The sequence below is a fragment of the Nocardia sp. NPDC005746 genome (genome assembly GCF_040630785.1).
Lineage (GTDB): Bacteria > Actinomycetota > Actinomycetes > Mycobacteriales > Mycobacteriaceae > Nocardia.
This window is the reverse complement of sequence record NZ_JBEXYE010000008.1, coordinates 282064-307065: the sequence shown is the minus strand read 5'-3', so window position 1 is coordinate 307065 and position 25002 is coordinate 282064. Positions and strand designations below refer to the sequence as shown.

Here is a 25002-nt window from a genome sequence, read left to right as displayed (position 1 = left end):
ATTCGCTGGTCAGCGCGCCCGCCCGCGAAGCAGTTCGCGCTCGCTGTCATTGGCGGTGAGTTCGGCCGCCCGCTCGAATGCCGCCCGCGCCTCGGCGGTCCGGCCCAGCCGCTCCAGGAGATCCCCGCGCACGGCGTGCAGCAGGTGATAGCCGTCCAGATCCGCTGCGACCGCGTCGATCAACTCCAGGCCCGCCGCGGGCCCGTGCACCATCGCCACCGCCACCGCGCGGTTCAACTCCACGACCGGTGACGGGAATCGTTGCGCGAGCACGGCATACAGTCCGGCGATGCGCCGCCAATCGGTGTCGGCGGCAGCCGGGGTCACCGCGTGCACCGAGGCGATGGCGGCCTGCAGGGCGTAGCGGCCGGGCGGGAGTTCCCGCGTCCGGTTCAGGGTGTGGGCGCGGGCCAGGGCCGCGAGTCCGCGTTCGATGTACAGGCGGTTCCAGCGGGAACGGTCCTGGTCGGGGAGCAGGATCGGGCCGCCGCCGGAATCGCTGCGGGCCGTGGTGCGTGAGGCCTGCAATTCCAGCAGGGCCGCCAGGCCGTGCGCCTCCGGTTCCGCGGGCAGCAGTCCGGTGAGGATGCGGGCCAGGCGCAGCGCGTCCTCGCACAGTTCGGCGCGCACCCAGCGTTCGCCGGAGGTGGCCGCGTAGCCCTCGTTGAAGATCAGGTAGATCACTTCGAGCACCGAGTCCAGACGCGCGGTCAGCTCCGCGCCCTCCGGTACCTCGAAGGGGATCCCTTTGGCGGCGATGGTGCGTTTGGCGCGCACGATCCGTTGCGCCACCGTCGATTCCGGGACCAGGTAGGCGCGGGCGATCTCGGTGGTGGTCAGCCCGCCCACCATGCGCAGGGTGAGCGCCGCCCGCGCCGGGGGCGTGAGCACCGGGTGGCAGGCGGTGAAGATCATGCGCAGCAGGTCGTCGGCGATCACCGGGTCCGGTTCGCCCACCGGCGCTTCCGCGGTGATCGCCTCCCGGCCCAGTAGTTCCAGCTTCCGGGCGAAGTTCGCGTCGCGTCGGATGCGGTCCACCGCCCGGTGTTTGGCGGTGAGCATGAGCCAGCCGCCGGGATTCGGCGGAACGCCCGCGGACGGCCACTGTTCCAGCGCCGCCACGTGGGCGTCCTGCGCGAGTTCCTCAGCGGTGGCGATATCCCCGACCAGGCGGGTCAATCCCGCCACCAGCCGGGGCCATTCGATGCGCCAGGCCGCTTCCACGGCCCGGCGCGCCCGCTCCTCCCGCGGAGTCAGTGCTGGCCTTCCAGCTGCCGCACCTCGACCTCGATCTCCCATTCGGGTCCGTGCACGCGCAGGAACCGGGAGGCCCATTCGGCGGCCTCCTCGGGGGAGCGGGTCTGCAGCAGCAGGTAGCCGCCGATGATCTCCTTGGATTCGGTGAACGGACCGTCCATGACGGTCTGCGTGCCGCCGGACTGCCGGATCCGGGTGCCCTCCTCGGGCGGGCGCAGGCCCGCGGTGTCGAGCAGCACGCCCGCCTTGGTCATCTCCTCGATGATCTCGTTGACCCGCGCGATCAGGTCGTCGCCGGGACCGTCGGGGGCCTGGGCGGGGTCCAGGCGAATCAGCACCAGGTGTCGCATAGTCGAATCCTCCTTCGTGTGGGGATCGTGGTTCGACCCTCGCCTACTCCTCGAACGGGGTGGGGCGGAATCGACATCCGGCTCAGACCCACTGCACCAGCTGGATGACGATGCCGTTGGGGTCCAGCGCCTGGAAGTAGCGTTCGCCCCACGGCTCGGTCTCGATGGGCGTCACGATCGGCACGCCCTCGCCCCGCACGCGAGCGTATTCGGCATCGATGTCATCCACCACGAAGACCACCAGCAGGCCCCGGCCGGCGCTGCCCGCGATGCGGTCCGGCTTGAAGCTGCCGAGGCCGGTGCGCAGGTAGATGACGTCGAAGCCGGCGTCGGGCCGGGTCAGGTTGACGAAACCGTCGGCCGACATCTTCTCGGTGAAGCCGAAGTGGTCGATGAGGAATTTCGCGGAGGCGGTCTCGTCGGGCACGTTCAGGGAGATCGCGGATGCGGTGACGTTCAAGGGTCCTCCTAGGTGGTGCCGGTAAACTCTGTACTAAGTACGCTGTACTTTGTACGGATATTCCCGACGGGATGCAAAGTGATGACCGTCACATGGATACGATCGGCGGCGGAGGTGACGCGAATGGCCGCGAAAGGCGGGGAACGCAGCAGCGCGGGAGACCCGGTGCGAACCCTGGAACTGCTCTGGCGCGAGCCCGGCGCCGGCGGGTCGGCGCGCGGGCCCAAACAACGCACCACCGTGGACGCCGTCGTCGCGGCCGCGCTCGGGATCGCCGATACCCAGGGGCTGGCCGCGCTCACCATGCGCTCGGTCGCCGCCGCGCTCGGCATCACGCCGATGGCCACCTACACCTATGTGCCGGGCAAGGCGGAACTGCTGGATCTCATGCTCGATACGGTCTACCAGCGCATGGAGCGCCACGATCTGAGTGGAATGGGCTGGCGGGAGCGGGTTTCCACGATCGCCGCCGAGAACCGCGCCATGCTCGCGGCGCACCCGTGGGTGGCGTACCTGCCCACCACGCGCCCGCCGCTGGGGCCGGGCGTGGCGGCGAAGTACGACCACGAACTGCGGGCCTTCGACGGCCTCGGTCTCGGCGACCTCGAAATGGACGCGGCGCTCACGTACGTGCTGGGGTTCGTGACCTCCACCGCGCAGCTCGCGATCGACGCCGCCGGGGCGGCCGCGGAAAGCGGGCAATCCGACCATGATTGGTGGGAGCGCGCGGCTCCGCTGCTGGCCCGGGTGTTCGACGCCGAGCGCTACCCCCTGGCGGCGCGGATCGGCGAGGCGGCCGGGCAGGCGCACGACAGTGCCTACAGCGCCGACCACGCCTACGAATTCGGTCTCGCCCGGGTGCTCGACGGGCTGGCGGGCCTGATCGAGCACCCCGAACACTGATCGAGAACCCCTGAGCGCGTCTGTCCCTTCCGCGAACCTGGCACAGACCGACCGGGACGACGGTCTCAATTTCGCCGCACGGAGCGGCGGGTGGCGGCAGAATTTCAGCTATGCCCCGATCGGCCCCGGCAATCGTTGCCGCCGAAACCTTCACCAGGGCAGCGCAGCCGGTGCTTCCCGTGGGGGAGGGACTGGTCCTGCGGCCGTGGCTACGGCGCGACGGCCCCGAGGTGTACGCGGCATTCCAGGATCCAGCTATCGCCCGCTGGCACGTGCGCACCGCCGACACCGTGGAGGAGGTCGGGGACTGGGTGGACTCGTGGGCCCGGTCGTGGAGCAGTGGCGCGGCGGCGAATTGGGCCGTGGCGGACAGCCGCAGCGGCCGGCTGATGGGCCGCGCCTCACTGCATCACATGGAGCTGTGGCACGGCGAGGCGGAGATCGCGTACTGGGTGATCCCGGCGGCCCGCGGTCGCGGCATCGCGCCGCGGGCGGTGGCGGCGCTGGTCGGCTGGGCCTTCGAGGTGGCGGGATTCCACCGCCTCGAATTACGTCATTCCGTGCACAACGCCCAATCCTGCCGGGTGGCTTGCAAATCCGGCTTCATCCTCGAGGGCATCAATCGCAGCGCGGGCCTGCACACCGACGGCTGGCACGATATGCACCTGCACGCCCGCATCCAGCCCGTCCGCCCCGCCGAACCCGGCCTCTCGTACGAGGCCGCCACCCAGCCGGTCTTCCGCCTGCGCCGCTAGGGCTTCCGGTCAGTGGTCGGTCTCGATGCGCAGCGCGGTGATGGTGCTGGCCAGGCCCTCGTACTGATTGGTGAGCAGCACGATCTCGATGAGCCGCTGTTCGTCGTAGTGCGCGGCCAGCGCCTGCCAGGTGGCGTCGTCGAGGTCGCGGGTGGCGACCAGTTGGTCGACGGCGGTGAGCAGGGCGCGTTCCTTGTCGATCCAGCCCGCGGCGGCGGGCCCCTCGCGCAGCCGGTCCAGAATCTCGGGAGTGACGCCCGCGCGCCGTCCCAGCCGGATGTGATGGTCGGTCTCGTATTCGCATTCGCGCAGGTGCGCGACGCGGAGAATGACCAGTTCGGATTCGTAGCGCCGCAGCTTGCCGCCGGGCATGAGCCGCCCCGAGAAGTGCAGCCAGCCGCGGAACAGGCCGCCGGTGCGGCCGAGCGTGCTGAACAGGTGGGCGTCGTCCGTCCCGGCGGCGCGGGAAAGCGCCTGCCAGACAACCCAGTTGACCGGTCCGAGCTCCCGCAGACGGCCGGGAGCGATGCGTGGCTTCGTCGACACCATGACTCCAGTCAACACCCTGTCTGGGCCACCCGCCAGACCATCGTGGTGCGGGCCGCGAGTCGGCGCTTCCGCACACCGGCCCGCGCACTGCGCCGACGGTGCAGGGCGGGCCCGGTCAGGACTCATTCGCGAACCGCTCGGGCGAGTCTGGTGAGTTCCAGGGCGCGGCGGGCGCGGGTGAGGACGTGGGCTCGGGAGCTGGCGAGGTGGGCGAGCAGGGTGCGCAGGGCGGCGTCGAGTTCGTCCGAGAGCAGGTGTTCGGCGATGGCGATGTGGTCGTCGGCCATGGCGGCGATGCGGCTCGGTGTGGGGATGTCCAGGGCGCGCACCGGGCGGACGCGGGCCTGGACCGCCGAGAGCGCGTCGGCCAGTGCGGCATTGCCCGCGGCGTGCAGCAGGACCGTGTGGAAACGCTCGTCCGCGGCGATGAGATCGGCGTCGGGTTCGGGCGGCTGGTCGCGCAGGTCACGCCAGAATTCGAGTTCCCGCCGGACCGCGGCCGAGTCGAGTCGCATGCCGCTGAGGGATGGGGGCGTGGCGGTGATGGATGGGGATGCGGTGGCCGATAAGGCGGTGGGGGCGGGCGTGATCGGTTCACCGGGGCCGGCCGCCGCGGCGTGCGGGGTGCCGGGGAAGCCGGTCGTCGTGGTTTGCAGCCGCTGAATTCCCCTGGCTTCCAGCACGATTCGGAGTTCGTAGAGATCGCCCAGGTCGTCTACGCGGGGGCGGTACGGGTACAGGCCGTCGGGGTGGCGTTCCAGCAGACCGTCGGACAGCAGCCGGGCCAGCGCCTCCCGGACGGGGGTCCGGGAGACGCCGTACGCCTCGGCGAGTCGTTCCTCGCCGAGCCGCTCGGTCGGCACCAGCACCCCGGCCGCGAGATCCTGTTGGAGCGCGCGGTAGACCCGCTCCGACAACGGAATGCGCCCCCTGCGCGCGTTCACGCCGCTGTCCGATCAGATCGCCATGGCCAGGCGCACCGCGGATTCCGCGCCCGCACCGCCCTCCCCGGAGGACGTGACGCGGCCCGAGCGCAGCACGTAGAACTGCTGCGCGGCTTGCAGCGCGAAACCGATGTGCTGTTCCACCAGTAGCACGCTCAGACCGCCGCGGGCGGTGAGATCGATGATGGTGCGCTCGATCTCGGCGACCACCGACGGCTGGATGCCCTCGGTCGGCTCGTCCAGGATCAGCAGCTTCGGTTCGGTGATGAGGGCGCGGGCGATGGCCAGTTGCTGGCGCTGACCGCCGGAGAGCAGGCCGGCCTTACGGGTCAACAGTTCCCGCAGCGCCGGGAACAGGTCCAGGGCTTCGGCGATGAGTTCCTTGCCCTTGGCCCGGCCGTCGGCCACCACCTGCAGGTTCTCCATTGTGGACAACTGTGGAAAACTCTGCTGCCCCTGCGGCACGTAGGCGATGCCGCGCTTGACCCGCCGCGACGGCGACATCTTGGTGATGTCCTCGCCACCGAAGCGGATCTTTCCGGACTTGGCGGGCAGCAGGCCGACCGCCGCGCGCAGCAGCGAGGTCTTGCCGGCCCCGTTGTGGCCCATGATGGCGGCCACGCCATTGTCCGGAACCGTCAGGGACACACCGTGAATCACTTCGGTCCGGCCGTAGCCGGTGTGTAGGTCAACGAGTTCCAGCATTCGTGGCCTCCTTCGCCTCGTCCGATTCCTGCTCCGCGCCGGCGGCGGTGTGCTCCCGGGCGGCGGTGTGTTCGGCGGCCTCGGCGGGCGGCAGCTCACCGGCCGCGGCGGTGCCGAGGTAGACCTCCTGCACCTTCGGATCGGCCTGCACCTGCTCCACCGTGCCCTCGCTGAGCACCCGGCCGCCCGCGAGCACGGTCACCGAACTGGCGAACGCGCGCATGAAGTCCATGTCGTGCTCGACCACGATGACCACCCGCTCACCGCCGATGCGGCGCAACAGGTTTCCGGTCTCCTCGCGTTCCTCGGCGCTCATGCCCGCCACCGGTTCGTCCAGTAGCAGCACCGACGCGTTCTGCACCAGCAGCATGCCGATCTCGAGCCACTGCTTCTGGCCGTGCGCGAGCACGCCGGCGGGCTTGTCGCGCAGCGCGGTGAGCCCGGTCGTCTCCAGCGCCTGCTCGATGGCGGGCAGCACCGACTTGCGCCGGCGCAGCATGGTGAGCGCCGACCGTCCCGCGCCCGCCGCGATATCGAGGTTCTGCAGCACGGTGAGCTGTTCGAACACGCTCGCGGTCTGGAAGGTGCGGCCGACGCCCAGGCGCGCGATCTGATGCACCTTGCGGCCGATGAGCTCGGCGCCGGTCTTCTGCGCCGAACCGGTCGCGGGGACCAGCCCGGTGATGGCGTCGATGAGGGTGGTCTTGCCCGCGCCGTTGGGTCCGATGAGGAACCGCAGGTCGCCCTGCAGGACGGTGAGGTCCACGTCGGAGACGGCTTTGAAGCCGTCGAAACTGACCGAGAGGCCGCGGATTTCGAGGTATTCGCTGTCCATGCCGGCGTTGCCGCCGGGCTTCGGTGCGGGTGTGGTCATCGGGCTTCCACCTTCTGCTCGGCGGCGGGCTCGGCTTCGGCATGCGGCTCGGTGTCGGCCGCGCTGTCGGCGGCGGGTGCGGGTTCGGCGGGCGCCGGGGCGGTGTCGGCGGCCCCGGCAGGTCGCCGCCGCTCCAGCAGCTGCTTGGCCATCGGCCCGAATCCGGCCAGCCCGGCCGGGATGAAACCGACCACCACGATGAACAGCGCGCCCTGGAAGTAGGTCCACGCCGAAGGGAAGTTCTCGGAGAAAGTGGTCTGCGCCCAGGCCACGCCGATCGCGCCCAGCACCGGACCGAGCAGGGTGGTGCGGCCGCCGATGGCGACGCCGATCAGGAACGCGATGGACGGGACCACGCCGATGTCGGCGGGGGAGATGATCCCGACGATCGGGGTGAACAGCGCGCCCGCGATACCCGCGAAGAACGCGGCCACCACATAGGCGATGATCTTGATATTGGCCGGGTCGTAGCCGAGGAATCGAACCCGCTCCTCCTGATCACGCACGGCGACGAGGAGTTCGCCGTACCGGCTGTGCATCAGCTGCCGCGCCACCGCCACCACCGCGAGCAGCGTGGCCGCCGCGATGAAGAACAGCATGCGCCGGTTCACCGGATCGTCGAGGCGGAAGCCGAAGAACGAGCGGAAGTCGCTCAAACCGGTGAACCCGCCGATGGTCTGCTGCCCGGTGAGCAGGATCGCCAGCGCCGCCGCCAGCGCCTGGCTCAGGATCGCGAAGTAGGCGCCCTTGACCCGGCGCTTGAAGACGCCGAAGCCGAGCACCGCCGCCAGCGCGGCCGGCAGCACCGCGATGGCCAGGATCGCCACCGGAGCGGACTCGAAAGGCCGCCAGTACGACGGCAGTTCGGGCACGCCGGCGATGACCATGAACTCCGGCACGTCCTCGTGCGCCTTGGCGGCGTCGGCCATCTGCAGGTGCATGGCCATGATGTACGCGCCGAGCCCGAAGAACACGCCCTGGCCGAGGGTGAGCATGCCGCCGCGGCCCCACGCCAGGCCGATGCCGACCGCGACGATGGCGAAACACAGGAACTTGGCGAGCAGGCTCAGCCGGAAATCGCTGAGCAGCGCGGGCGCGAGCCCGAACAGCACGATGGCGGCGATAGCGAAGCCGCCCAGGGCTTTCAGCGAAGAGTTGGCGCTCAGGCGCTGGATGGTTGTCATGCCAGACTCCTCGTCCGGACGGTGAACAGACCCTGCGGGCGGACCTGCAGGAAGATCACGACCACGATGAAGACGATCACCTTCGCGACCGTCGCCGTGGTCGAGTACTCGATGAACGAGTTCAGCAGTCCCATACCGAAGGCCGCGATCACGGTGCCCTTGATCTGTCCCAGGCCGCCGATCACGACCACCAGGAACGCGTCCACCAGATACGACTGCCCGATGGTGGGGCTGGTGGAGCCGATCAGGGTCAGGGCGACACCGGCCACGGCAGCCAGTCCCGACCCGATGAAGAAGGTGCTGACGTCGGTGAGACGTGAAGAGACGCCGGAGGTTTCGGCCAGACTGCGGTTCTGCACCACCGCCCGGATGCGCCGGCCCAGCGGGGTCGTCTTGAGCGCGGTGGCCAGCGCGATCACCGCCACCACGGCCAGCACCATGATGAAGATGCGGGTCTTGGGCACCACGGTGCCCGCGATCCCGATGCCGCCGGTCAGCCATTCGGGCGCGACCACGTTCTTGGCGGGGGCGCCGAAGATGTCGCGCACCGCCTGCTGCAGCACCAGCCCGACACCGAAGGTGACCAGCAGGGTGTCCAGCGGGCGGTCGTACATCCAGCGGATGAGCCCCATTTCCAGGGCGGCGCCCAGCAGACCGCCGACCAGGAAACCGGCGAACAATGACACGATCAGCGCCACACCGGTCGCCGAGACCAGTTGCTCCACAACATAAGTGGTGTAGCAACCGGCCATGATGAATTCGCCGTGCGCCATATTGATGACGCCCATCTGACCGAAGGTCAGTGACAGGCCCAGCGCGGCGAGCAGCAGGATCGAGCCCAGGCTCAGACCCGTGAACAGCTGTCCGACAGCGACGTCCATGTGAGATACCTCGTGAGTTCTATTGGTGGAGAACGCCGTACGGCTGGTGCGGCGCGCGGGGTGGCGCGCCGCACCAGCCGCCCCTCATCGGCGGCCGCCGGGAGTTACTTGAGGCCCTTGGCCCAGTCGTAGTTCTTCAGGTACGGGTCCGGCGCGATGGCCTTGCCCGAGTCCCACACGGTGTAGATGAGCCCGTCGGGGCGGATCTCGCCGATGCGGGCGGTCTTGGTGATGTGGTGGTTGGACCCGTCGATGGTGACGGTGCCCTCCGGGGCGTCGAAGCTGACGCCGTCGGCGGCCTTCTGAATGTCGGCCACCGCGAACGACTTCGCCTTCTCGACGGTGTTCTTCCACAGGAAGACCGAGGTGTAGGCGGCCTCCATCGGGTCGGAGGTGGGCTTGGCGGCGCCGAAGGCGGCCTTGTACGCGGAGACGAACGCCTTGTTCTGCGGGGTGTCGACGGTCTGGTAGTAGTTCCAGGCGGTCAGCTGGCCCGCGACGTTCTGCACGCCGACGCCGCCGACCTCTTCCTCGGCGATGGACACCGAGACCACCGGCATCTCGGCGGCTTTCAGGCCCGCGTTCGCGTACTCGCGGAAGAAGGCCACATTGGAGTCGCCGTTGAGGGTGTTGAACACCGCGCCCGCCTTGGCGCTGCGCACCTTGTTGACGATTGTGGAGAAATCGGTGGAGCCCAGCGGCGCGTAGTCCTCGCCCTTGATCTCGATGCCGTTGGCCTTGGCGTAGGCCTTGATCTCCCGGTTGGCGGTCTGCGGGAAGACGTAGTCCGAACCCACCAGGTAGAGGGAGGTGACGCCCTTCTGCTTCAGGTAGTCCAGCGCGGGGATGATCTGCTGGTTGGTGGTGGCGCCGGTGTAGAAGATGTTCTTCGAGTCCTCGAGGCCCTCGTACTGAACCGGGTAGTACAGCAGCGAGTTCAGCGATTCGAACTTGGGCTTCATGGCCTTGCGGGACGCGGAGGTCCAGCCGCCGAACACCGCGGCGACACAGTCGGAGCTGACCAGCTTCTCGGCCTTCTCGGCGAAGGTCTTCGGGTCCGACGCACCGTCCTCGAGCACCACCTCGACCTTCTTGCCGAGCACCCCGCCCGCCGCGTTGATCTGATCCACCGCCAGCTTGGTGGCATTGGCGACGGTGACCTCACTGATCGCCATGGTGCCGGTCAGCGAGTGCAGCGAACCGATCTTGATGGTGTCCTTCGAGGTGTCCACGCAGGACTTGGCATTGGATCCGGACGCGGTGTCGCTGTCGCGCGACCCGCAACCGGCGACCATGACGGCGGACAGCGCCAGCGCGGTCGGAATGGTGATCGCCTTCATCAGGCGGGAAGCCCTGTCCCGGCGGGAAGAGTCGTGCATCGGCGCATCCTTCGGTTCGCTTACGTATACAGCGGCTGTATTCGTGGAACGAAAGGTAAACGGGAGTTGTTGCGCCGGAATGACTCTCGATGAATGTCGGATTTCCTGTGTTGCCCGCTGATGAATTTCTGCTCACCGCAGTAGCTTTGCGATCGTGCGACGGCGGCATCGTTGCAGGTCAACAGGTACGAAACAGGCGAAAGCCGGTACCAGCGGAAGCTGGCACCGGCTCGAAAGCGATGGTGAGGTGGGGTTTACGGCTCGCAGCGGTCAGTAGCAGTACACCAGGTTGGTGTTCCGGTTGACGGAGTAGCGCGGCCTGGTGCTGCTCGGCGTCCCGGAGCCGCTGATCCCGCCGATCATCGCGCCGAGCAGGATCCCGGCGGGTATCGCCATGAACCCGAAACCGAGGCTGATGACGGTGACCACGAGACCGAAGATGCCCCCGATGAGCGCGCCGGTCGCCGCGTTGGCGCTGCCGGTTTGGGCGGTGCCCTCCGCGACGGCGGTGGCGGTCGGGTGTGCGACCAGTGCGGCGCCGTCGTCAGCGATGCTGGGGTTCAGCGAGAGCACCTGATCGGTGCCGTCGATGGTCACCGAGAGCGGCATCGTGGAAGTGACGATGCCGTTTCCGTCGAGGATGTTCACCGCGGTGTCGGTGAGCTGGAACGTGCCCCCGGTCAGGGTGGTGGTGACGGTCTTGTCCGCATCCGAGCGAACAATGGAGAAGCCCACGTCGTTCGCGTCCTGCGCGGCATGCTGGACGGAATGCACCGTGGCCGGATCGAAGGTCGGCGCGCCGTAGGACGTGCCCCCCGTAATCGCCAGCGCGGCAATGGTGAGACCGGCCGTCGCGATAACCTGCTTGATATTCACGTCATCATGTTCGTACGGAATTCCGCGGGTATTGCCCGCCCGGATAGGTTATCGAATCCGTCACTGAATGATGTACGGGGAGATGGAACTTCGGTGTTCGCTGATGTCCAGGGATTTTCCGAGGGGTGGGAAGGCGCGTTGGGGGCAGTTGGAGCGTTCGCAGACCCGGCAGCCGGCGCCGATCGGAGTTGCTTTGGGCTCGTTGAGGTCCAGGCCGTCGGCGTAGACGGTGCGGCCGGCGTGACGGAGTTCGCAGCCGAGGCCGATAGCGAAAGTCTTGCTGGGCTCGCCGTAGCGGGTGGCGCGGCGTTCCACGGTGCGAGCCACCCAGAGGTATTTGCGGCCGTCGGGCATCTGGGCGATCTGGGTCATGATCTTCGCGGGGTAGGCGAAGGTCTCGTAGACGTTCCACAGGGGGCAGGTGCCGCCGCTGGAGGAGAAGTGGAAGCCGGTCGCGGACTGGCGTTTCGACATATTGCCGGCGCGGTCCACGCGGACGAAGGAGAACGGGACGCCGCGGAGTTTGGGGCGCTGCAGGGTGGACAGGCGGTGGCAGATGGTCTCGTAGCTCTGCGTGAAGAAGGCCGACAGGCGTTCGATGTCGTAGCGGAAGTCCTCGGCCACCTCGTGGAAATGGGTGTACGGCAGGACGGTCGCGGCCGCGAAATAGTTGGCCAGGCCCAATTTCGCCAGCACGATCGACTCCTCGCTGGAGAAATTGCCCTCGGCCACCAGCTTTTCGATGAGGTCGCCGCATTCCAGGTACGCGAGTTCGGCGGCGAGTTTGAAGACGCGTTGACCACCGGAGAGGTGGGGGGCGATTTCGAGGCGGCGGGCGACGGGGTCGAAGCGGTGCAGGACGCCGTCGCCGAGGTCGATGCGTTCGACGATCTGGACACCGTGGGCGTCGGAGAGGCGGCGCGGGATCTCACGTTTCAGGTCGCCGCCGTGGAAACGCATGCGATGCGTGAGTTCCTCGGCGGCGGTGTCCAATTCGTGAATGTAGTTCTGGCGCTGATAGAAGTAGTCGCGGACTTCCTCGTGCGGTTTCGAGATGGCGGCCGAACCGCTGCCGTCGGCGAACCGGTCCTCGGTGGCCGCGGCCAGCTGGGCGGTGGTGTTCCGATAGCGGCGGTGCATGTTCACCATCGCGCGCGCCAAACCCGGATGCGCGGACACCATTTCGGCGATCTCCTGCGCGTCGGCCTCCACCCCGAGTTCCTGATCCATCACGACCTCCTGGAGTTCGGCGATGAGCCGGGTGTCGTCCTGGGAGGAGAAGAAGCCGGCGTCGACGCCGAAGACTTCGCTGATGCGCAGCAATACCGGTACGGTGAGCGGGCGCACGTCGTGTTCGATCTGATTGAGATAGCTAGCCGAGATCTCGAGCTTCTTGGCCAGCGAGACCTGACTCAAACCGCGCTCGGTGCGCAGCTGCCGCAGCCGCGCTCCGACGTAAGTCTTGGCCATGCGCCCAGTTTATTGGCGAATTCACATCCCTGCCAATCGCAGGATTAACAGACCCGCTGAGCAATGCATCACACCGATGTCGGTGGCCCGGGATACCGTCGGGAAATGCTCTTGTCCGAAGTGGTCGAAGCATCAGCCGCCGTACGGGCGACATCGTCGCGCAAGAACAAGATCAATATCTTCGCCGAGCTGCTGAAACGGGCCGAGGCGGGGGAGTTGGCACAGGTCGTGGCGTGGCTGTCCGGCGAGCTGACCCAAGGTCGGATCGGCACCGGATGGCGAACGCTGACCGGGCTCGAGGTGGAGTCCGGGACCGTCCCCACCCTGGCCGTGGACACCGTGGACAACTTCTTCGAGCAGCTTTCCGGGGTGAGCGGCTCCGGGTCGGCCGCCCGGCGGCAGGAGCTGCTGGCCACCCTGTTCGGGGCCGCCACCCGCGACGAGCACGACTTCCTGATCCGCCTGCTCACCGGGGAGATGCGGCAGGGGGCGCTGACCGCCATCGTCGCCGAAGCCGTGGCCGTCGCCTTCGATGTGCCGATCGCCGCGGTGCGGCGGGCGCACATGCTGTCCGGGCAGCTGCCGGTCACCGCGGTCGCGGCCCGCACCGGCGGGGCGGCGGCCCTGGAGGCGTTCCGGCTCCAGGTGGGGCGGGCCATCCAGCCCATGCTGGCCTCGCCCGGCGCCAGCCTCGAGGAGGCGGTGGCCGAATTCGACGGGCAGGTCAGCGTCGAGCACAAGATGGACGGCGCGCGCATCCAGGTGCACCGCGACGGCGACCAGGTGTGGGTATTCACCCGGACCCTGCGCGAGATCACCGCGAGCGTTCCCGAATTGGTGGAACTGGTGCGGAAATTGGACTGCACCAGTGTCGTGCTCGACGGAGAAACCCTGGCGCTCAACGATTCCGGGCGGCCGCGGCCGTTCCAGGAGACCATGAGCCGCTTCGGTGCGACCGTCGCGCAGGAACTGCTGCTGCACCCGTATTTCTTCGACTGCCTGCATCTGAACGGGGAGGATCTGCTCGACGCGCCGTTGCGGGATCGCCGCCGGGCGCTCACGGAGGTGGCCGGGGGTCTCGGCATCCCGGCGCTCATCGCCCCCGATCCCGAACGCGCCGCCGAGTATTTCGACGGTGCGCTCGCCGCGGGGCACGAAGGCATCATGATCAAATCCCTCGACGCGCCGTATGCGGCGGGCCGTCGCGGGCGGGCCTGGCAGAAGATCAAGCCCACCCACACTCTCGACCTGATCGTGCTGGGCGCGGAATGGGGCTACGGCCGCCGCACCGGTTATCTGTCGAATCTCCATCTGGGCGCGCGGGATCCGCGGGGCGGGCCGCCGATCATGGTCGGCAAGACGTTCAAGGGCCTCACCGATGCCCTGCTGCAATGGCAGACCAGTGAATTCCCCCGTCACGAACGCGATCGCGACGCGAATACGGTCTATCTCCATCCGGAACTGGTGGTCGAGATCGCGTTGGACGGAGTGCAGACCAGCCCCCGCTATTCCGGCGGAGTCGCCCTCCGCTTCGCCCGGGTCGTTCGTTATCGCCCCGACAAGGACCCCCACCAGGCCGACACCATCGACACCATTCGGGCCCTGCTACCCGGGGCGAAATAGCTGGTTTTCCCCGAGGATCCCGAGCGCCGGTCCTCTCACAGGGGATTCACAGCTGAAACCTGGGTCGCTCCGAGATTCGTATCGCACGATTCGATGGTCGAGCTTCGGCGGACGGTTGTCAGGTGACGGGTCGTCGCAGGAACTGCCACCGCATCTCCCACGCGGAATTCCCTGCACGCCCCGTGCCATCCGCCGGCTCGACGGTGGATTGCGCATGGTCCACCTGTGTGGCCGGTGGTGCCCCGCCCCCTCGCCGGGCACCGCCGGCCGCGGTCATCTCTCGCGGCGGTCAGGATTCGTAGTCGTGGGTGCCGGTGAGGTTCGGCAGCCGGCGGCGGCCCGCCGCGAGTTCGCCCGCGAGATCCTCATAGGCGATGGCCAATTCGGTGAGCCGCTGGGCGGCGTCCAGCATGGCGGCGTCGGGCGACATGGCGAGGGACAGGTAGGCCAGCGCGGAGAACTGGGCCAGCCGGTCCACCACGGTGCCGACGGTCTCGGTGTGCAGGTGCGCGTCGCGGGCGGCCTTGGGCATCTCGGCCGCCACCCAACAGTCGATGTCGTGCACCAGCCGGGCCCGGTCGTGGTCGATGCGGTTGGTGCCATCGGCGGAGGTGAGCCGCCGCTCGTGCAGGTCCGCGAGTAATCCGGCGCAGCGCAGTACCGGATGATCGTCGGGGGGCAGGCCGCGACAGGCCTGCAGCAGGAGGTGTTTCGGCGGGAGCGAATGCACGGCCGACATCCTGCCCCTCGAATGTCTCCGAACGGCAACGACATTCGGTGCCACATTGCCGTCCAGGGGTTGCATCCGGTGCCGTGACGTGCCGTGATGGTGGGGTGATCGTCACCGTGACCATGAACCCCGCCTACGACATGACCTACCGGGTGGAGCATTTCGAGCGTGGTCGCGCGCATCGGGTGCATTCGGTGGACCAGCGGCTGGGCGGGCGTGGCATCAATGTCACGCGGGTGCTCAACCAGCTCGGCAAGTACGCCCGCGCCACCGGGTTCTCGGATCACTCCTTCGCGGCCGCGGCGGAACTCGAGATGCCGGTGGACTTCGTGCACGCGCTGCCGTGGGTGCGGCGCACCGTGGTGATCAGCGAGTCCGATGACGGCACCGCGACCGCGCTGTGGGAGCCGGGGCCGCGGATCACCGAGCCGCGCGCGGTGGATCAGTTGCGGGTGCGGGTGGCGGGGCTGCTGTCGGACATGAGCGGGCTGGTCATCTCCGGGTCGCTGCCGGGCGGGGTGAGCGCGGGGCTACCCGCCGAGCTGGCCCGCACCGCGATCGCCCGGGGTGTGCCGACGGTCTGCGATTGTGACGGTCAGACACTGGAATTGGCGGCGCGGGTGCCGGGTATCGTGCTCACCCCCAATGTCGAGGAGCTGGAACGGCTGACCGGCCGCCCGGCGGCCACCATTCCGGAGATCCTGGCGGCCGTGGATCCACTGATCGCGGACGGTGTGGGCGCGGTGGTGGTGACCCGCGGCGGCGATGGCATGGTGGCGGTGACCCCGACCAGGGCCTGGACGGCCGCGCTGCCGAAGCCGCTGGCGGGCAACCCCACCGGGGCGGGGGACGCGGCGGTGGCGGCCATCATCGCGGCGTTGGCCGCCGAGGCCGCCGCCGATTGGCCGGTACTGCTCGCCGACGCGGTCGCCACCTCCGCCGCGGCGGTGGTGATCCCGGTCGCGGGCGAGATCGACCGGGTGCTGCGGGACCGCCTGCTGCCCACCGTGCGGGTGCGGGAACTGGAGACGGTCGCGGTCCGGTCGTAGACCGCACCGGCACGGGCTGTCGACTCCGAGCGCCCGGCCGTAGTCCGCGCCGGGGCCGAGAACAGACAGACCGCGACGTGCCGACCGTGGGCCGCGAGGAGCACACAGGGAGAAACAGACCCGGCGGCGTGGTGGCCCGATCGGGCGATGACTCGGGGTTACGTTGGGGGAGTGTCGGACCTGGAGACTCAACCCGATCGAGGGTCGGGTGTCGGGAATGGATATCGCATGCCGCGGGTGGTGCGCGCGGCGCAGGTGCTCGCCGTGGGTATGGGCGTGCTGGGCGTGATGTGCGTGGCGGCCTCGGGCTGGTTGATGGGTTCGAAGGCGGCCATCGTGACCGGGGTGCCGTTCGTCCCGGCACTGCTGCTCGGGCTGGTGGGGTTGACCTTCCATTCCGAGGGCCAGGCGATCCGGGTCGGCGCGATTCTGGTGGCGGTCCTGAACATGTTCTGGACGGTGCCGTCGATCCTGGACGGTCGGCCGCCGGGTCCGCTGGGTCCGCTGGTGTCGTTGGCGGTGATCGTGCTGCTGTTCCGCCGCGAGGCGCGGGACTGGTTCGAGCCGTCGAGCTTCTGGTGAGCGATCCGGCCGCACCGTAACAAGTCGGTCATCTCGTCCGTTCATTCGCAATCCGCCCGCAATTGCGGGCACCTACCGTGGCCCTATGAGTTCGGAAGTGGCCGCGGGGACGGGCATTCACATCAGCGGGCTGAGCAAGACCTTCCGGTCCGGACGGCGGACGGTGGCCGCCCTGGACGCGGTGGATCTGCACACCGAACAGGGCGCGTTCCTGTCATTGCTGGGGCCCTCGGGCTGCGGCAAGTCGACGATCCTGCGGATTCTCGCGGATCTGGAGTCGCCGTCGGCGGGGACGGCGCGGATCAATGGCGAGACCCCGGCCGAGCTGCGGCGGCGGCATCAATTCGGGATCGCGTTCCAGGATTCGGCGCTGTTGCCGTGGCGCAGTGTGGAATCCAATATCAAGCTGCCGTTGCAGGTGGCGGGCCTGCCGGTGGACCGGGAGCTGATCGCGGACCTGATCGCGCTGGTCGGGCTGGAGGGCTTCGAGAAGAGCAAGCCCGCGCAGCTGTCCGGCGGTATGCGGCAACGGGTTTCGATCGCTCGCGCTCTGGTGGTGAAGCCGACCATCCTGCTGCTCGACGAACCGTTCGGCGCGCTCGACGACATGACCCGGCAGCGGCTGAACCTGGAACTGCTGCGCATCTGGACCGAGAAGCCCGCCACCACCCTGATGGTCACGCACGGCATCGCCGAGGCCGTCTTCCTCTCCGACGTGGTGGCGGTGATGAGTCCGCGGCCGGGCCGGGTGGTGGAGATCGTCGAGATCGATCTGCCGCGGCCGCGCACCCCGGAGATGATGCGGACCCCCGAATTCCACAAGCTGCACGACTATCTGTCGGAGCTGCTGTTCGGGCGCAGCGGGCACGGAGGGGTGGCGACGGAATGAACCGCCTGTCCCGAATCGGCGGCGCGGCGGGCATTCTCGCGCTGCTCCTGCTGTGGACCCTGCTGGCCGAGCTGCGCGTCGCGGGCGGCACGGTGCCCAGCCCGTGGACGGTGCTGCACACCATGTACACCGACGGCTGGGCGCTCTACGGGCCGAACTTCCGGATCACCGCGTGGGGCGCGCTGCAGGGCTTCGCGTGGGGGAACGGGCTGGCCATCGCGCTGGCGGTGCTGGTGGTGCTGATCCCGCCGATCGAAATGCTGGTCACCCAGCTGGCCATCCTCAGCTACTGCACGCCGCTGCTGGCGCTGGGGCCGATCATCCTGGTGGTGTTCGGCGGCCGCACGCCCACGGTGTTCCTGGCCGCCATGTACTGCTTCTTCACCACCATGGTCGGGACGGTGTCGGGGCTGCGTTCGGCCGATCCCACCGGACTGGACCTGGTGCGCGCCTATGGTGGCGGACGCTGGCAGCGACTGTGGCGGGTGCAGCTGGTCGCGGCGCTGCCGAACACCCTGGCGGCCTTGAAGATCGCCGCGCCGTCCGCGGTGCTGGGCGCGATCATCGGCGAGTACCTGGGCGGCGTGGACAGCGGTATCGGGGTCGCGCTGACCGCCGCGCAGACCGCCTACAACGTGCCGCGCACCTGGGGCATGGCGCTGGCCGCGGCCGCGCTGGCCGGGCTCGGCTACGCGATCGTGGCGCTGGTGGCCCGGATCGCGGTGCCGTGGACTCGGGCGGAGGCGTGATGCGGAGGGCGACCGGAGGCGTGATGAGAACCCTGAACGTGCTGCGGCCGATCGGCAGATTCCTATTGCCGCTGCTGGTTTCGCTGATCCTGCTGGTGGCGCTGTGGTACGGCTTCCTGAAGCTGTATCCGCAGGTCGGGCTGGTCGGCAAGAGTCCGGGCGAGGTGTGGCGGTACCTGGTCACCGGGCCCACCTCCGAGTCCGCCCGCAAGGTCATCTTCGGCGAACTGCGGATCACGCTGCGGGACGCGGCGATCGGGTTCGGTTCCGGGATGGGTGCGGCGCTGCTGGTGGCCGCGGTGTTCGTGGGCGTCCCGGCGGTGGCGCAGGCGTTCATGCCGGTGGCCATGCTGCTGCGGTCGGTGCCGCTGGTCGCGATCACCCCGATCATCGTGCTGGTGTTCGGCCGCGGGCTGCTGGGCGTGACCGCCATGGCGGCGATCGTGGTGTTCTTCCCGGCGCTGGTGATGATCATGACCGGCTTGCGGTCCGCGCCCCGGCAGGCCACCGAACTCGTGGTCGCCTACGGGGGCTCGCATTGGACGGCCCTGCGCATGGTGGCGCTGCCCGCCGCGCTGCCGTCGGTGTTCGCGGCGGCGCGAATCTCGGTGCCGGGCGCGCTCATCGGGGCACTGCTCGGCGAATGGCTGGGTAGCGGAACAGGTTTGGGCGCGGGCCTGATCCGCGCGATTCCCACGTTCCAGTACAACCGGTTGTGGGCCTCGATCGCGCTGGTCACGGTGGTGTCGGTGGTGGCCTACGCGGTGGTCGGCGTATTGGAGAACCTGGTGCTGGCGCGGTTCTCGCCGCGCAACGGACGAGATTGAGCACACGAGTTAACGCGGCGCATACAAATACGTTGGTCAAAGCAAAAAATCGGAAATCGAAACCGCCTACATTCGCCGCATGAGTGGTTTGTTCCGGCCGGTTCCGGCCGCGCAGTTGTCCATGGGCCGTCGTTCCTTCTTCCGCTACGCCGGGCTGGCCGGTGCGGCGGTGAGCGCGGCCGGGGTGCTCGCCGCCTGCGGAAAGGACTCGTCGGGCGGCGGGAACGGCAGTGTCGCCGACGGTTCCAAGTTCGGGACCGTGGCGGTGCAGTTGTCCTGGCTGAAGAACATCGAATTCGCGGGGGAGTATTTCGCCGATTCCAAGGGCTATTACAAGGACGCCGGATTCGGTTCGGTGAATCTGATCGCGGGCGGCGCGGCCAGCACCTCGGTGGAGGCCGGGCTCGGCACCGGCAAGATCTGGATCGGCATGTCCGCGCCGCAGACCACCGCGCCCGCCATTCTGGAAGGTCTGCCCGCCAAGATCGTCGGCACCACGTATCAGAAGAACCCCTTCTGCATCGTGAGCGCCGCGAACAAGCCGATCCGCAGCCCGCAGGACATGAAGGGTCGCAAGATCGGGGTGCAGGACACCAATCAGCTCATCTTCAACGCGCTGCTCGCCGCCAACAACATGTCACCCGGCGACGTCACGGTGGTGCCCGCGCAATACGATCCGACGCCGCTGGCCAACGGCGAGGTGGACGGCTGGGTCAGCTACGCCACCAACGAGCCGATCACCCTGGCGTCCAAGGGATTCCAGAATGTCAACTTCCTGTTCGCCGACTTCGGGCTGCCGCTGGTCGCGGAGACGCTCACCGTGCACCAGAAGACCATCGACACCGAGCGCGACAAGCTCAAGGCGTTCCTGATGGCGGAGGTGAAGGGCTGGAAGGACGCCGTCGCCAATCCGAGCGAGGCGGCGCGCCTGGCCGTCGAGGTGTACGGCAAGGACCAGCGCCTGGAATTGAAGGAACAGTCACTGGAGGCGATGGCGCAGAACGATCTCGTGGTCTCCGCGAACACCAAGGCCAACGGCCTGTTCACCATGACCGACGAGCTCATCGCGCAGAACATCGCGGCGCTCGGCAAGTCGAAGATCGACATCAAGGCCGACCAGCTGTTCGACCTGTCGGTGCTGAAGGAGACGTTCGCCGAGCACCCGGAACTGAAGCAGTAGAACGGGATCGGGGGGTCAGCGGGCCAGTTGCACGTGCCGCCGGCCCCCACCCGGCGAGGTGGACAGCGGCTCCGCCGACCTGCCGTTGCGCACCGCCAGCAGTTCCGCGGCGATCGAGACGGCGGTCTCGGCCGGGGTGCGCGCCCCCACGTCCAGGCCCGCCGGGGAGTGCAGGCGGGACAGGGTCTCGTCGCTGAAACCGCCCGCCTGCAGGGCCTCCAGCCGATGCGCATGCGACGCCGAGGTACCCAGGGCAGCCAGATACCCCAGCTCGGGTAGTCGCAAAGCGACGGTGAGCAAAGGGATTTCGAACTTCGGATCATGCGAGAGCACCACCATGGCGGTGTCGCGATCGATCTCACCGGCCGAGGCCAGGGTGTTGAGATAGCGGTGCGGCCAGTCGACCACCACCTCGCAGCCGGGATAGGCGGTCGAGTTGGCGAAGGTCGGGCGGGCGTCGACGATGGTGATCCGGTAGCCGAGCAGCCGGGCCTGGGTGGCCAGCGCGCTCGCGAAGGCATTGGCCCCCACCAGGATCAGATGAGGCGGGCGGGCGAACGAGGACACGAAGACGTCGGAGTCGGGGAGCGAGACCAGCTCGGTGCCGTGCTTGCGGTCGGTGATGAGGTGCTGCCCGATCACATCCGGATCGGAGTGCCAGACCACGGTGAACAGGGTGACCTGACGCTGCGCCTCGATATCCGCCGCGATATCCGGGAATTCCGGAAAGTGCCTGCGCGAGAACGGTTCCGTGAAGACGTCGAGGGTGCCGACGCAGTCCATCTGGGCGTCCAGGCCGCTGCCCGGACCGAACCGCTGCAACCCGCGCCGGCCGGTGCGCGCCGATTCCGCGGCAGCCTCGTACGCGGCGGCCTCGGCGCAGCCCGCCGAGATGGATCCGAAGGCCCGGCCGTCGGCGTCCACCACCATGGCCGAACCGATCGGCACCGGCGTCGCGCCCTGTGCCCGAACGAGAGTGGCCAACCCTCCGGTCCGCCCGCTGTGCCATACCCGAAGAAGGTCGTCGATGATTTCCCGCATCACATGCTCCCGCTCACAGTGCGCTGCCCGCCGGATAATCCCGATCGATCCCCGTAGCGAGGTCATCGCACGTGACGCACACCATATCCGCTCGTTCTCGTAAATAAGTGCCCGCCCCCGAATTTCCCTCCGCGCTCGCGCGGACCCCCGCCCAGTGCGCGCGCCCCAGCACCACCGGATGACCCGGGACCGACCCGAAGAACGCTCGCGCCACCCGGCTCTCGCTCGCCCGCGCCGCCGCGATCACCCGCGCCACCACCTCGGGGCCGACGTCCGGCGTGTCCACCGGCATGATCGCCACGAACTCGGCGGGGGAGCGGGCTGCGCCGACATCCGCATTCCCCGGCAGGGTATTCCCTGCCGCGACAGTCTGCGACGCAACTGTTGAATCCGCGGGATGACCTGCTGGCTCCGTGGATTCACCGGTCCCGGTGAAGCGCGTGGTGATCCCGGGCGCGGCTGCCGCCGCCAGGCCCGCGCGGGTAGACGCGCTCAGCCCGAGGTCCCAGTCCTCGGCCCAAATGGGTTGCACGCCTTCGGGTATCGCTATGCCCGAAGTTTGCGACACCAGCCAGCCGCCGTTTGCGGCTCGATACGCGGGCCCGGTCGCGCCCAGCACCACGACGACCCGGTCGCAGCCGCCGTCCCGCAGTGCCCGCACCGCCCCGCGCAGCCACGCGCCACCCTCGGCCAGCACTTTCGGCATGCCATATCGCCGACCGGCACCGGCCGCGAGCAGAATTCCATCGCAGCGTTCGGGACTCACGCGAGCAGGGTAATCCGGCCCGCGCAGGTTCGCTGGCCAAGCGACCGGAAGGGTAGCCCGACCGGCCCGCCGCACATCGGACCAGATGGGACGGTGCGGGCCGCACCGATGAGCCGCGCGGTCACGAGCCGAGCGCGGTCAGCGTCTGCTGGACCTTCAGCAGGCGGGCGGGGTCGATGCCCTCGCAGAGCGTGCGGGCCTTCTCCAGATAGACCTGCGCCAGGGCCGGGTTGTCGGCGCGGCGTTCGAGCTCGCCGAGCGCCCACCACGCGGCCGCCTCACCGCCCGCGTCGGACATGCCGCGGGTGAGAGCGCGCGACTCCTCGTATTTGATGCGGGCGGCGTCGAATTCGCCGCGGTTGCGGTGGATGTGGCCGAAACCGCGCAGGGTGTCGATCTGGAGCAGGGTGTCCGGGATCTCCTTGCTGATCCGGTACGCCTCCTCGAACAGCGTCCAGGCTTCGTCCAGATCGCCGCGCAGACCCGCGATCCCGCCCAGTCCCCACACCGACCAGCCCTCGCAGTAGCCGTCCCCGATCCGCCGGGCGATGGCGTGCGCCCGGTGGTAGTACTCGTCGCCCGCGGCGTATCGCTCGCTGAGCCGCTCGATATGGCCGAGCTCGCGCAGGGCGTCGCACTCCAGGTGCAGGTCACCGAGCGAATGCGCGATGCGCAGGACCTGCCGGACCGCGTCGCGGGCGGCATCGCGGCGATCCTGGTGCCGCAGCGCGGCGGCATGCCAGAGCAGGGCGCGGGCGGTGCGGGCATGATCGCCGATGTCCTCGGCCAGCCGCCGGGCGTGCTCGAAACAAACTGCTGCCCTGGAGTATTCGCGCACCGTCTTGAGCAGGTGGCCGAGGCCGTACCAGGCGTCGCATTCCGCGGTCCGGTCGCCGATGGCGTGATTGATCGAGGTGGCGAGCTCGAACATGCTGCGGCTCTCGGTCAGATAGCCCAGGGTGGCGAGCTGCCCGGCCAGCAGATCGGCGAACCGCGCGGTGTCCGAGGTGCGTTCGGCGGTGCGGGCGCACGCCAGCATCGTGCCCAGCCGCTCCTCGAACCACAGCCGGGCCTGCATGACGGCCATGTTCGGATTCCGGAAGTCACGCCCGGCGTGCGGATGCACGGTATCGAAGGGACGCGGTTTTCCGATGCCGCTCGCCGTCTCCAGATAGTGCCCGAGCAGGCGGCCCAGCGCGGCCCCGTGCTCGCCGGGCAGGCTCTCCGCGTCGGCCCGGCAGCGGGCGTAGAGGTGCAGCAGATTGTGCATCCGATACCGCTGATGACCCGGACGGCTGGCGAGCTGATCGATCATCCCGTCCTCGAAGACTCGCTGTAGCAGGCGTTTCGCGGCCGAGTCCTCGGCCTGCGCCATGGCCGCGAAATCATCGGAGGACACCGTCGAACTCGGGAACCAGCCGAGCAGGCGCACCGCGCGCCGCGCCTCCTCGTCGCGGAGCCGGGCGTACGAGAGGGCGAAGGCGTCGCGCATGGACTCGTCCTCGGCGGAGAACTTGTCGAGGATCAGTTCCGCCGGGCACATACCCACGCTCGGCCCGGTCGCGGGCAGCGTCACCAGGGTGCTCAGGGCGTCGAGGTCGTCACGCAGGTCCGCCAATAGTCCGGGCCGGCGGCTGATCCGGCCCGCCACCAAGCGGATCGGCAGCGGCAGCCCGCCCGCCACCTCCACGATCCGGCGGGCCGCCGCGGAGTCGTAGCCCGCGCCCAGATTGCCCAGCGTGGCCAGCATCTCCTCGGCCTCGTCCGGGCCCAGCGGCTCCAGCTCCAGCTGATTGACCCGCACCATGCCGGTCAGCGGCCGCCGACTGGTGATCACCACGAAGCAGCTGGGCGACTGCGGCAGCAGCGGCCGGATCTGCTTGCTCTCCAACACATCGTCGAACACCACGAGCAGCCGCCGCCCCGCGGTCTCCCGCCGCCACAGCTGCGCCAACCGGCCCTGATCGGCCCGCAGTGGCGGCCGCACCCCCAGCTGACTCAGGCCCGCCGCCAGCAGGCGGGACGCGCTGTTCGCGCCCGCCTCCCGATCGTGACTGCGCATCCCCAGCCACACCGCGCCGTCCGGAAAGCGGTCCGCGAACTTGGCGACCAGCTGCCGGGTGAAGGCGGTCTTGCCCACCCCGGCGACACCCGTGATCAACTGCGCGCGGGAGTCGCCCAGGAAGTGCAGGTCCACCCGGCGGCGCATCTCCTCCATAGGATGGCGGCGGCCGATGAAGGTCGTCGAATCCGCCGTCGGCACGTACAACTGCCCGGCCCCGGTCCGGTTGAGCCCCAGGCGTTCCCGCGTGGCCTGATAGGCGCGGCGATCGTCCGGCGACAGGTGCGCCAGATCCTCGACGTCGACCAGCCGATCCCAGGTGGTGTGGTACACCAGCGCGAGCAACTCCAGCGTGTGCAGCGCGGGCGCCCGATAGCCGTACCCCTCCGGTGTGCGGGCGGGCCACTTCTCGATCTCGCACAGACGGCTGTTCTTCATCCGCGGCTCCCGATGGCCGTCCGGATCCACCAGGGGAGCGAGCTGATTGAACCGCTCCGCGGCCTGCCGCTGATTGAGGCCGTTGGCCTTGCGCCACGCCGTCCGCGGCCGCAGCCCCCGCCGCATCAGCTCGACGGCCAGCGGCTCCACCAAGGTCTGCTCGCTCAGACCGAGCGCCCGCAGCGAACGGCCGAGCCGGGCGATCTCCTGCGAGGAAGCGGCGGTCGAGTCCATCGGGGCACCTCCTCGCCCGCCATCGCCCGGCAATCGGTGCACCGGGCGTATTCGCTTGGCGGACAGCTGTATTCGCTCTCGACGGTAGCGAAGAAATCCGGCGCCGGGCGGGAAACTTCCGGGCCGGGGCCCGCGCTCGGCGCAGGTCGGAGCCGGTTCGGGCCGGGAAGAAACGGCGGGACATCGCGGTACGGGGACGGCGGCTCGCGGACGGTCCAATGGAAGCGTCGGGCAATGCCGGGACG

At 69.0% G+C, this 25002-nt stretch carries 25 protein-coding genes; 9 read left to right on the top strand and 16 right to left on the bottom strand.

Annotated elements, in window-relative coordinates; all coding sequences use genetic code 11:
* Positions 1-9: 9 nt before the first annotated feature.
* The 3 genes from ABZ412_RS18140 to ABZ412_RS18130 all read right to left on the bottom strand — a co-directional run bounded on the left by ABZ412_RS18140 (position 10) and on the right by ABZ412_RS18130 (position 2067).
* Positions 10-1224: an RNA polymerase sigma factor gene (locus ABZ412_RS18140; RefSeq protein ID WP_357282000.1), complete on the bottom strand. Its 1215-nt coding sequence runs from the start codon at positions 1222-1224 to the stop codon at positions 10-12.
* 29 nt (positions 1225-1253) lie between these two features.
* Positions 1254-1607 carry a YciI family protein gene (locus ABZ412_RS18135; RefSeq protein ID WP_357281998.1) on the bottom strand — a complete coding sequence of 118 codons (354 nt, stop codon included), beginning with the start codon at positions 1605-1607 and terminating at the stop codon, positions 1254-1256.
* Between the two features lie 82 nt (positions 1608-1689).
* The gene (locus ABZ412_RS18130; RefSeq protein ID WP_357281997.1) at positions 1690-2067 is read right to left on the bottom strand and encodes a VOC family protein; all 378 of its coding nucleotides are present in this window, start codon (positions 2065-2067) and stop codon (positions 1690-1692) included.
* Between the two features lie 123 nt (positions 2068-2190).
* Between ABZ412_RS18130 and ABZ412_RS18125 the strand changes: the two genes are divergently transcribed.
* Together ABZ412_RS18125 and ABZ412_RS18120 are read left to right on the top strand one after the other, a co-directional pair.
* Positions 2191-2970 carry a TetR/AcrR family transcriptional regulator gene (locus tag ABZ412_RS18125; protein WP_357281995.1) on the top strand — a complete coding sequence of 260 codons (780 nt, stop codon included), beginning with the start codon at positions 2191-2193 and terminating at the stop codon, positions 2968-2970.
* Between the two features lie 110 nt (positions 2971-3080).
* Positions 3081-3725: a GNAT family N-acetyltransferase gene (locus ABZ412_RS18120; RefSeq protein ID WP_357281993.1), complete on the top strand. Its 645-nt coding sequence runs from the start codon at positions 3081-3083 to the stop codon at positions 3723-3725.
* Between the two features lie 9 nt (positions 3726-3734).
* Here the strand turns inward: ABZ412_RS18120 and ABZ412_RS18115 are convergent, their stop codons facing one another.
* The 9 genes from ABZ412_RS18115 to ramB form a co-directional block, all read right to left on the bottom strand.
* Positions 3735-4274, bottom strand: coding sequence for a carboxymuconolactone decarboxylase family protein (locus ABZ412_RS18115; protein ID WP_357281991.1), 540 nt, complete (start codon positions 4272-4274; stop codon positions 3735-3737).
* A 122-nt stretch (positions 4275-4396) separates the two neighbouring features.
* Complete coding sequence (locus ABZ412_RS18110; protein WP_357281990.1) at positions 4397-5218, bottom strand: GntR family transcriptional regulator; 822 nt, start codon at positions 5216-5218, stop codon at positions 4397-4399.
* A 12-nt stretch (positions 5219-5230) separates the two neighbouring features.
* Positions 5231-5923, bottom strand: a complete 693-nt coding sequence (gene urtE / locus ABZ412_RS18105; protein WP_357281988.1) for an urea ABC transporter ATP-binding subunit UrtE — start codon at positions 5921-5923, stop codon at positions 5231-5233.
* Positions 5907-6797 carry an urea ABC transporter ATP-binding protein UrtD gene (urtD, locus tag ABZ412_RS18100; protein WP_357281987.1) on the bottom strand — a complete coding sequence of 297 codons (891 nt, stop codon included), beginning with the start codon at positions 6795-6797 and terminating at the stop codon, positions 5907-5909. The genes urtE and urtD overlap by 17 nt, the downstream gene beginning before the upstream one ends.
* Entirely contained in the window at positions 6794-7981 is a 1188-nt protein-coding gene (gene urtC / locus ABZ412_RS18095) for an urea ABC transporter permease subunit UrtC (protein WP_357281985.1), read from the bottom strand. Before urtC ends, urtD begins: the two co-directional genes overlap by 4 nt.
* On the bottom strand, positions 7978-8862 hold the full coding sequence (gene urtB, locus ABZ412_RS18090; RefSeq protein ID WP_357281983.1) for an urea ABC transporter permease subunit UrtB: 885 nt from the start codon (positions 8860-8862) through the stop codon (positions 7978-7980). The genes urtC and urtB overlap by 4 nt, the downstream gene beginning before the upstream one ends.
* 104 nt (positions 8863-8966) lie before the next feature.
* A complete protein-coding gene (gene urtA, locus ABZ412_RS18085) occupies positions 8967-10241 on the bottom strand; it encodes an urea ABC transporter substrate-binding protein (RefSeq protein ID WP_357281981.1) in 1275 nt (424 codons plus the stop codon).
* A gap of 270 nt (positions 10242-10511) precedes the next feature.
* The gene (locus ABZ412_RS18080) at positions 10512-11117 is read right to left on the bottom strand and encodes a hypothetical protein (RefSeq protein ID WP_357281980.1); all 606 of its coding nucleotides are present in this window, start codon (positions 11115-11117) and stop codon (positions 10512-10514) included.
* A 60-nt stretch (positions 11118-11177) separates the two neighbouring features.
* Complete coding sequence (gene ramB / locus ABZ412_RS18075; RefSeq protein WP_357281978.1) at positions 11178-12587, bottom strand: acetate metabolism transcriptional regulator RamB; 1410 nt, start codon at positions 12585-12587, stop codon at positions 11178-11180.
* A gap of 105 nt (positions 12588-12692) precedes the next feature.
* Between ramB and ABZ412_RS18070 the strand changes: the two genes are divergently transcribed.
* The gene (locus ABZ412_RS18070) at positions 12693-14210 is read left to right on the top strand and encodes an ATP-dependent DNA ligase (RefSeq protein ID WP_357281977.1); all 1518 of its coding nucleotides are present in this window, start codon (positions 12693-12695) and stop codon (positions 14208-14210) included.
* Positions 14211-14499: 289 nt separating this feature from the next.
* On the opposite strand, the gene ABZ412_RS18065 is transcribed toward ABZ412_RS18070, so the two are convergent.
* Complete coding sequence (locus tag ABZ412_RS18065) at positions 14500-14940, bottom strand: DUF4254 domain-containing protein (RefSeq protein ID WP_357281975.1); 441 nt, start codon at positions 14938-14940, stop codon at positions 14500-14502.
* Positions 14941-15023: 83 nt separating this feature from the next.
* Here ABZ412_RS18065 and ABZ412_RS18060 point away from each other — a divergent pair, with 83 nt between their 5' ends.
* The 6 genes from ABZ412_RS18060 to ABZ412_RS18035 all read left to right on the top strand — a co-directional run bounded on the left by ABZ412_RS18060 (position 15024) and on the right by ABZ412_RS18035 (position 20216).
* On the top strand, positions 15024-15989 hold the full coding sequence (locus ABZ412_RS18060; protein ID WP_357281973.1) for a hexose kinase: 966 nt from the start codon (positions 15024-15026) through the stop codon (positions 15987-15989).
* A 228-nt stretch (positions 15990-16217) separates the two neighbouring features.
* Complete coding sequence (locus tag ABZ412_RS18055; RefSeq protein WP_357281971.1) at positions 16218-16571, top strand: hypothetical protein; 354 nt, start codon at positions 16218-16220, stop codon at positions 16569-16571.
* A gap of 85 nt (positions 16572-16656) precedes the next feature.
* On the top strand, positions 16657-17460 hold the full coding sequence (locus ABZ412_RS18050; protein WP_357281969.1) for an ABC transporter ATP-binding protein: 804 nt from the start codon (positions 16657-16659) through the stop codon (positions 17458-17460).
* Complete coding sequence (locus ABZ412_RS18045) at positions 17457-18209, top strand: ABC transporter permease subunit (RefSeq protein ID WP_357281968.1); 753 nt, start codon at positions 17457-17459, stop codon at positions 18207-18209. The genes ABZ412_RS18050 and ABZ412_RS18045 overlap by 4 nt, the downstream gene beginning before the upstream one ends.
* A gap of 23 nt (positions 18210-18232) precedes the next feature.
* Complete coding sequence (locus ABZ412_RS18040; protein WP_357281967.1) at positions 18233-19036, top strand: ABC transporter permease subunit; 804 nt, start codon at positions 18233-18235, stop codon at positions 19034-19036.
* Positions 19037-19115: 79 nt separating this feature from the next.
* Positions 19116-20216 carry an ABC transporter substrate-binding protein gene (locus ABZ412_RS18035; RefSeq protein ID WP_357281965.1) on the top strand — a complete coding sequence of 367 codons (1101 nt, stop codon included), beginning with the start codon at positions 19116-19118 and terminating at the stop codon, positions 20214-20216.
* A gap of 15 nt (positions 20217-20231) precedes the next feature.
* On the opposite strand, the gene ABZ412_RS18030 is transcribed toward ABZ412_RS18035, so the two are convergent.
* From ABZ412_RS18030 to ABZ412_RS18020, 3 genes are all read right to left on the bottom strand, one after another.
* Positions 20232-21257: an XdhC family protein gene (locus ABZ412_RS18030; RefSeq protein ID WP_357281964.1), complete on the bottom strand. Its 1026-nt coding sequence runs from the start codon at positions 21255-21257 to the stop codon at positions 20232-20234.
* A gap of 13 nt (positions 21258-21270) precedes the next feature.
* Positions 21271-22023, bottom strand: coding sequence for an NTP transferase domain-containing protein (locus ABZ412_RS18025; protein ID WP_357281963.1), 753 nt, complete (start codon positions 22021-22023; stop codon positions 21271-21273).
* Between the two features lie 121 nt (positions 22024-22144).
* Positions 22145-24757 (bottom strand): tetratricopeptide repeat protein, encoded by a 2613-nt coding sequence (locus tag ABZ412_RS18020; protein WP_357281961.1) that lies wholly within the window; start codon positions 24755-24757, stop codon positions 22145-22147.
* Positions 24758-25002: the final 245 nt, after the last annotated feature.

Excerpts from the sequence above, each read along its gene's own strand:
- ABZ412_RS18135 (WP_357281998.1), bottom strand. The coding sequence starts at position 1,607 with ATGCGACACCTGGTGCTGATTCGCCTGGACCCCGCCCAGGCCCCCGAC.
- ABZ412_RS18125 (WP_357281995.1), top strand. The coding sequence starts at position 2,191 with ATGGCCGCGAAAGGCGGGGAACGCAGCAGCGCGGGAGACCCGGTGCGA.
- ABZ412_RS18120 (WP_357281993.1), top strand. The coding sequence starts at position 3,081 with ATGCCCCGATCGGCCCCGGCAATCGTTGCCGCCGAAACCTTCACCAGG.
- ABZ412_RS18115 (WP_357281991.1), bottom strand. The coding sequence starts at position 4,274 with ATGGTGTCGACGAAGCCACGCATCGCTCCCGGCCGTCTGCGGGAGCTC.
- urtE (WP_357281988.1), bottom strand. The coding sequence starts at position 5,923 with ATGCTGGAACTCGTTGACCTACACACCGGCTACGGCCGGACCGAAGTG.
- urtD (WP_357281987.1), bottom strand. The coding sequence starts at position 6,797 with ATGACCACACCCGCACCGAAGCCCGGCGGCAACGCCGGCATGGACAGC.
- urtC (WP_357281985.1), bottom strand. The coding sequence starts at position 7,981 with ATGACAACCATCCAGCGCCTGAGCGCCAACTCTTCGCTGAAAGCCCTG.
- urtB (WP_357281983.1), bottom strand. The coding sequence starts at position 8,862 with ATGGACGTCGCTGTCGGACAGCTGTTCACGGGTCTGAGCCTGGGCTCG.
- urtA (WP_357281981.1), bottom strand. The coding sequence starts at position 10,241 with ATGCACGACTCTTCCCGCCGGGACAGGGCTTCCCGCCTGATGAAGGCG.
- ramB (WP_357281978.1), bottom strand. The coding sequence starts at position 12,587 with ATGGCCAAGACTTACGTCGGAGCGCGGCTGCGGCAGCTGCGCACCGAG.
- ABZ412_RS18070 (WP_357281977.1), top strand. The coding sequence starts at position 12,693 with ATGCTCTTGTCCGAAGTGGTCGAAGCATCAGCCGCCGTACGGGCGACA.
- ABZ412_RS18055 (WP_357281971.1), top strand. The coding sequence starts at position 16,218 with ATGCCGCGGGTGGTGCGCGCGGCGCAGGTGCTCGCCGTGGGTATGGGC.
- ABZ412_RS18050 (WP_357281969.1), top strand. The coding sequence starts at position 16,657 with ATGAGTTCGGAAGTGGCCGCGGGGACGGGCATTCACATCAGCGGGCTG.
- ABZ412_RS18045 (WP_357281968.1), top strand. The coding sequence starts at position 17,457 with ATGAACCGCCTGTCCCGAATCGGCGGCGCGGCGGGCATTCTCGCGCTG.
- ABZ412_RS18040 (WP_357281967.1), top strand. The coding sequence starts at position 18,233 with ATGAGAACCCTGAACGTGCTGCGGCCGATCGGCAGATTCCTATTGCCG.
- ABZ412_RS18035 (WP_357281965.1), top strand. The coding sequence starts at position 19,116 with ATGAGTGGTTTGTTCCGGCCGGTTCCGGCCGCGCAGTTGTCCATGGGC.
- ABZ412_RS18030 (WP_357281964.1), bottom strand. The coding sequence starts at position 21,257 with ATGCGGGAAATCATCGACGACCTTCTTCGGGTATGGCACAGCGGGCGG.
- ABZ412_RS18020 (WP_357281961.1), bottom strand. The coding sequence starts at position 24,757 with ATGGACTCGACCGCCGCTTCCTCGCAGGAGATCGCCCGGCTCGGCCGT.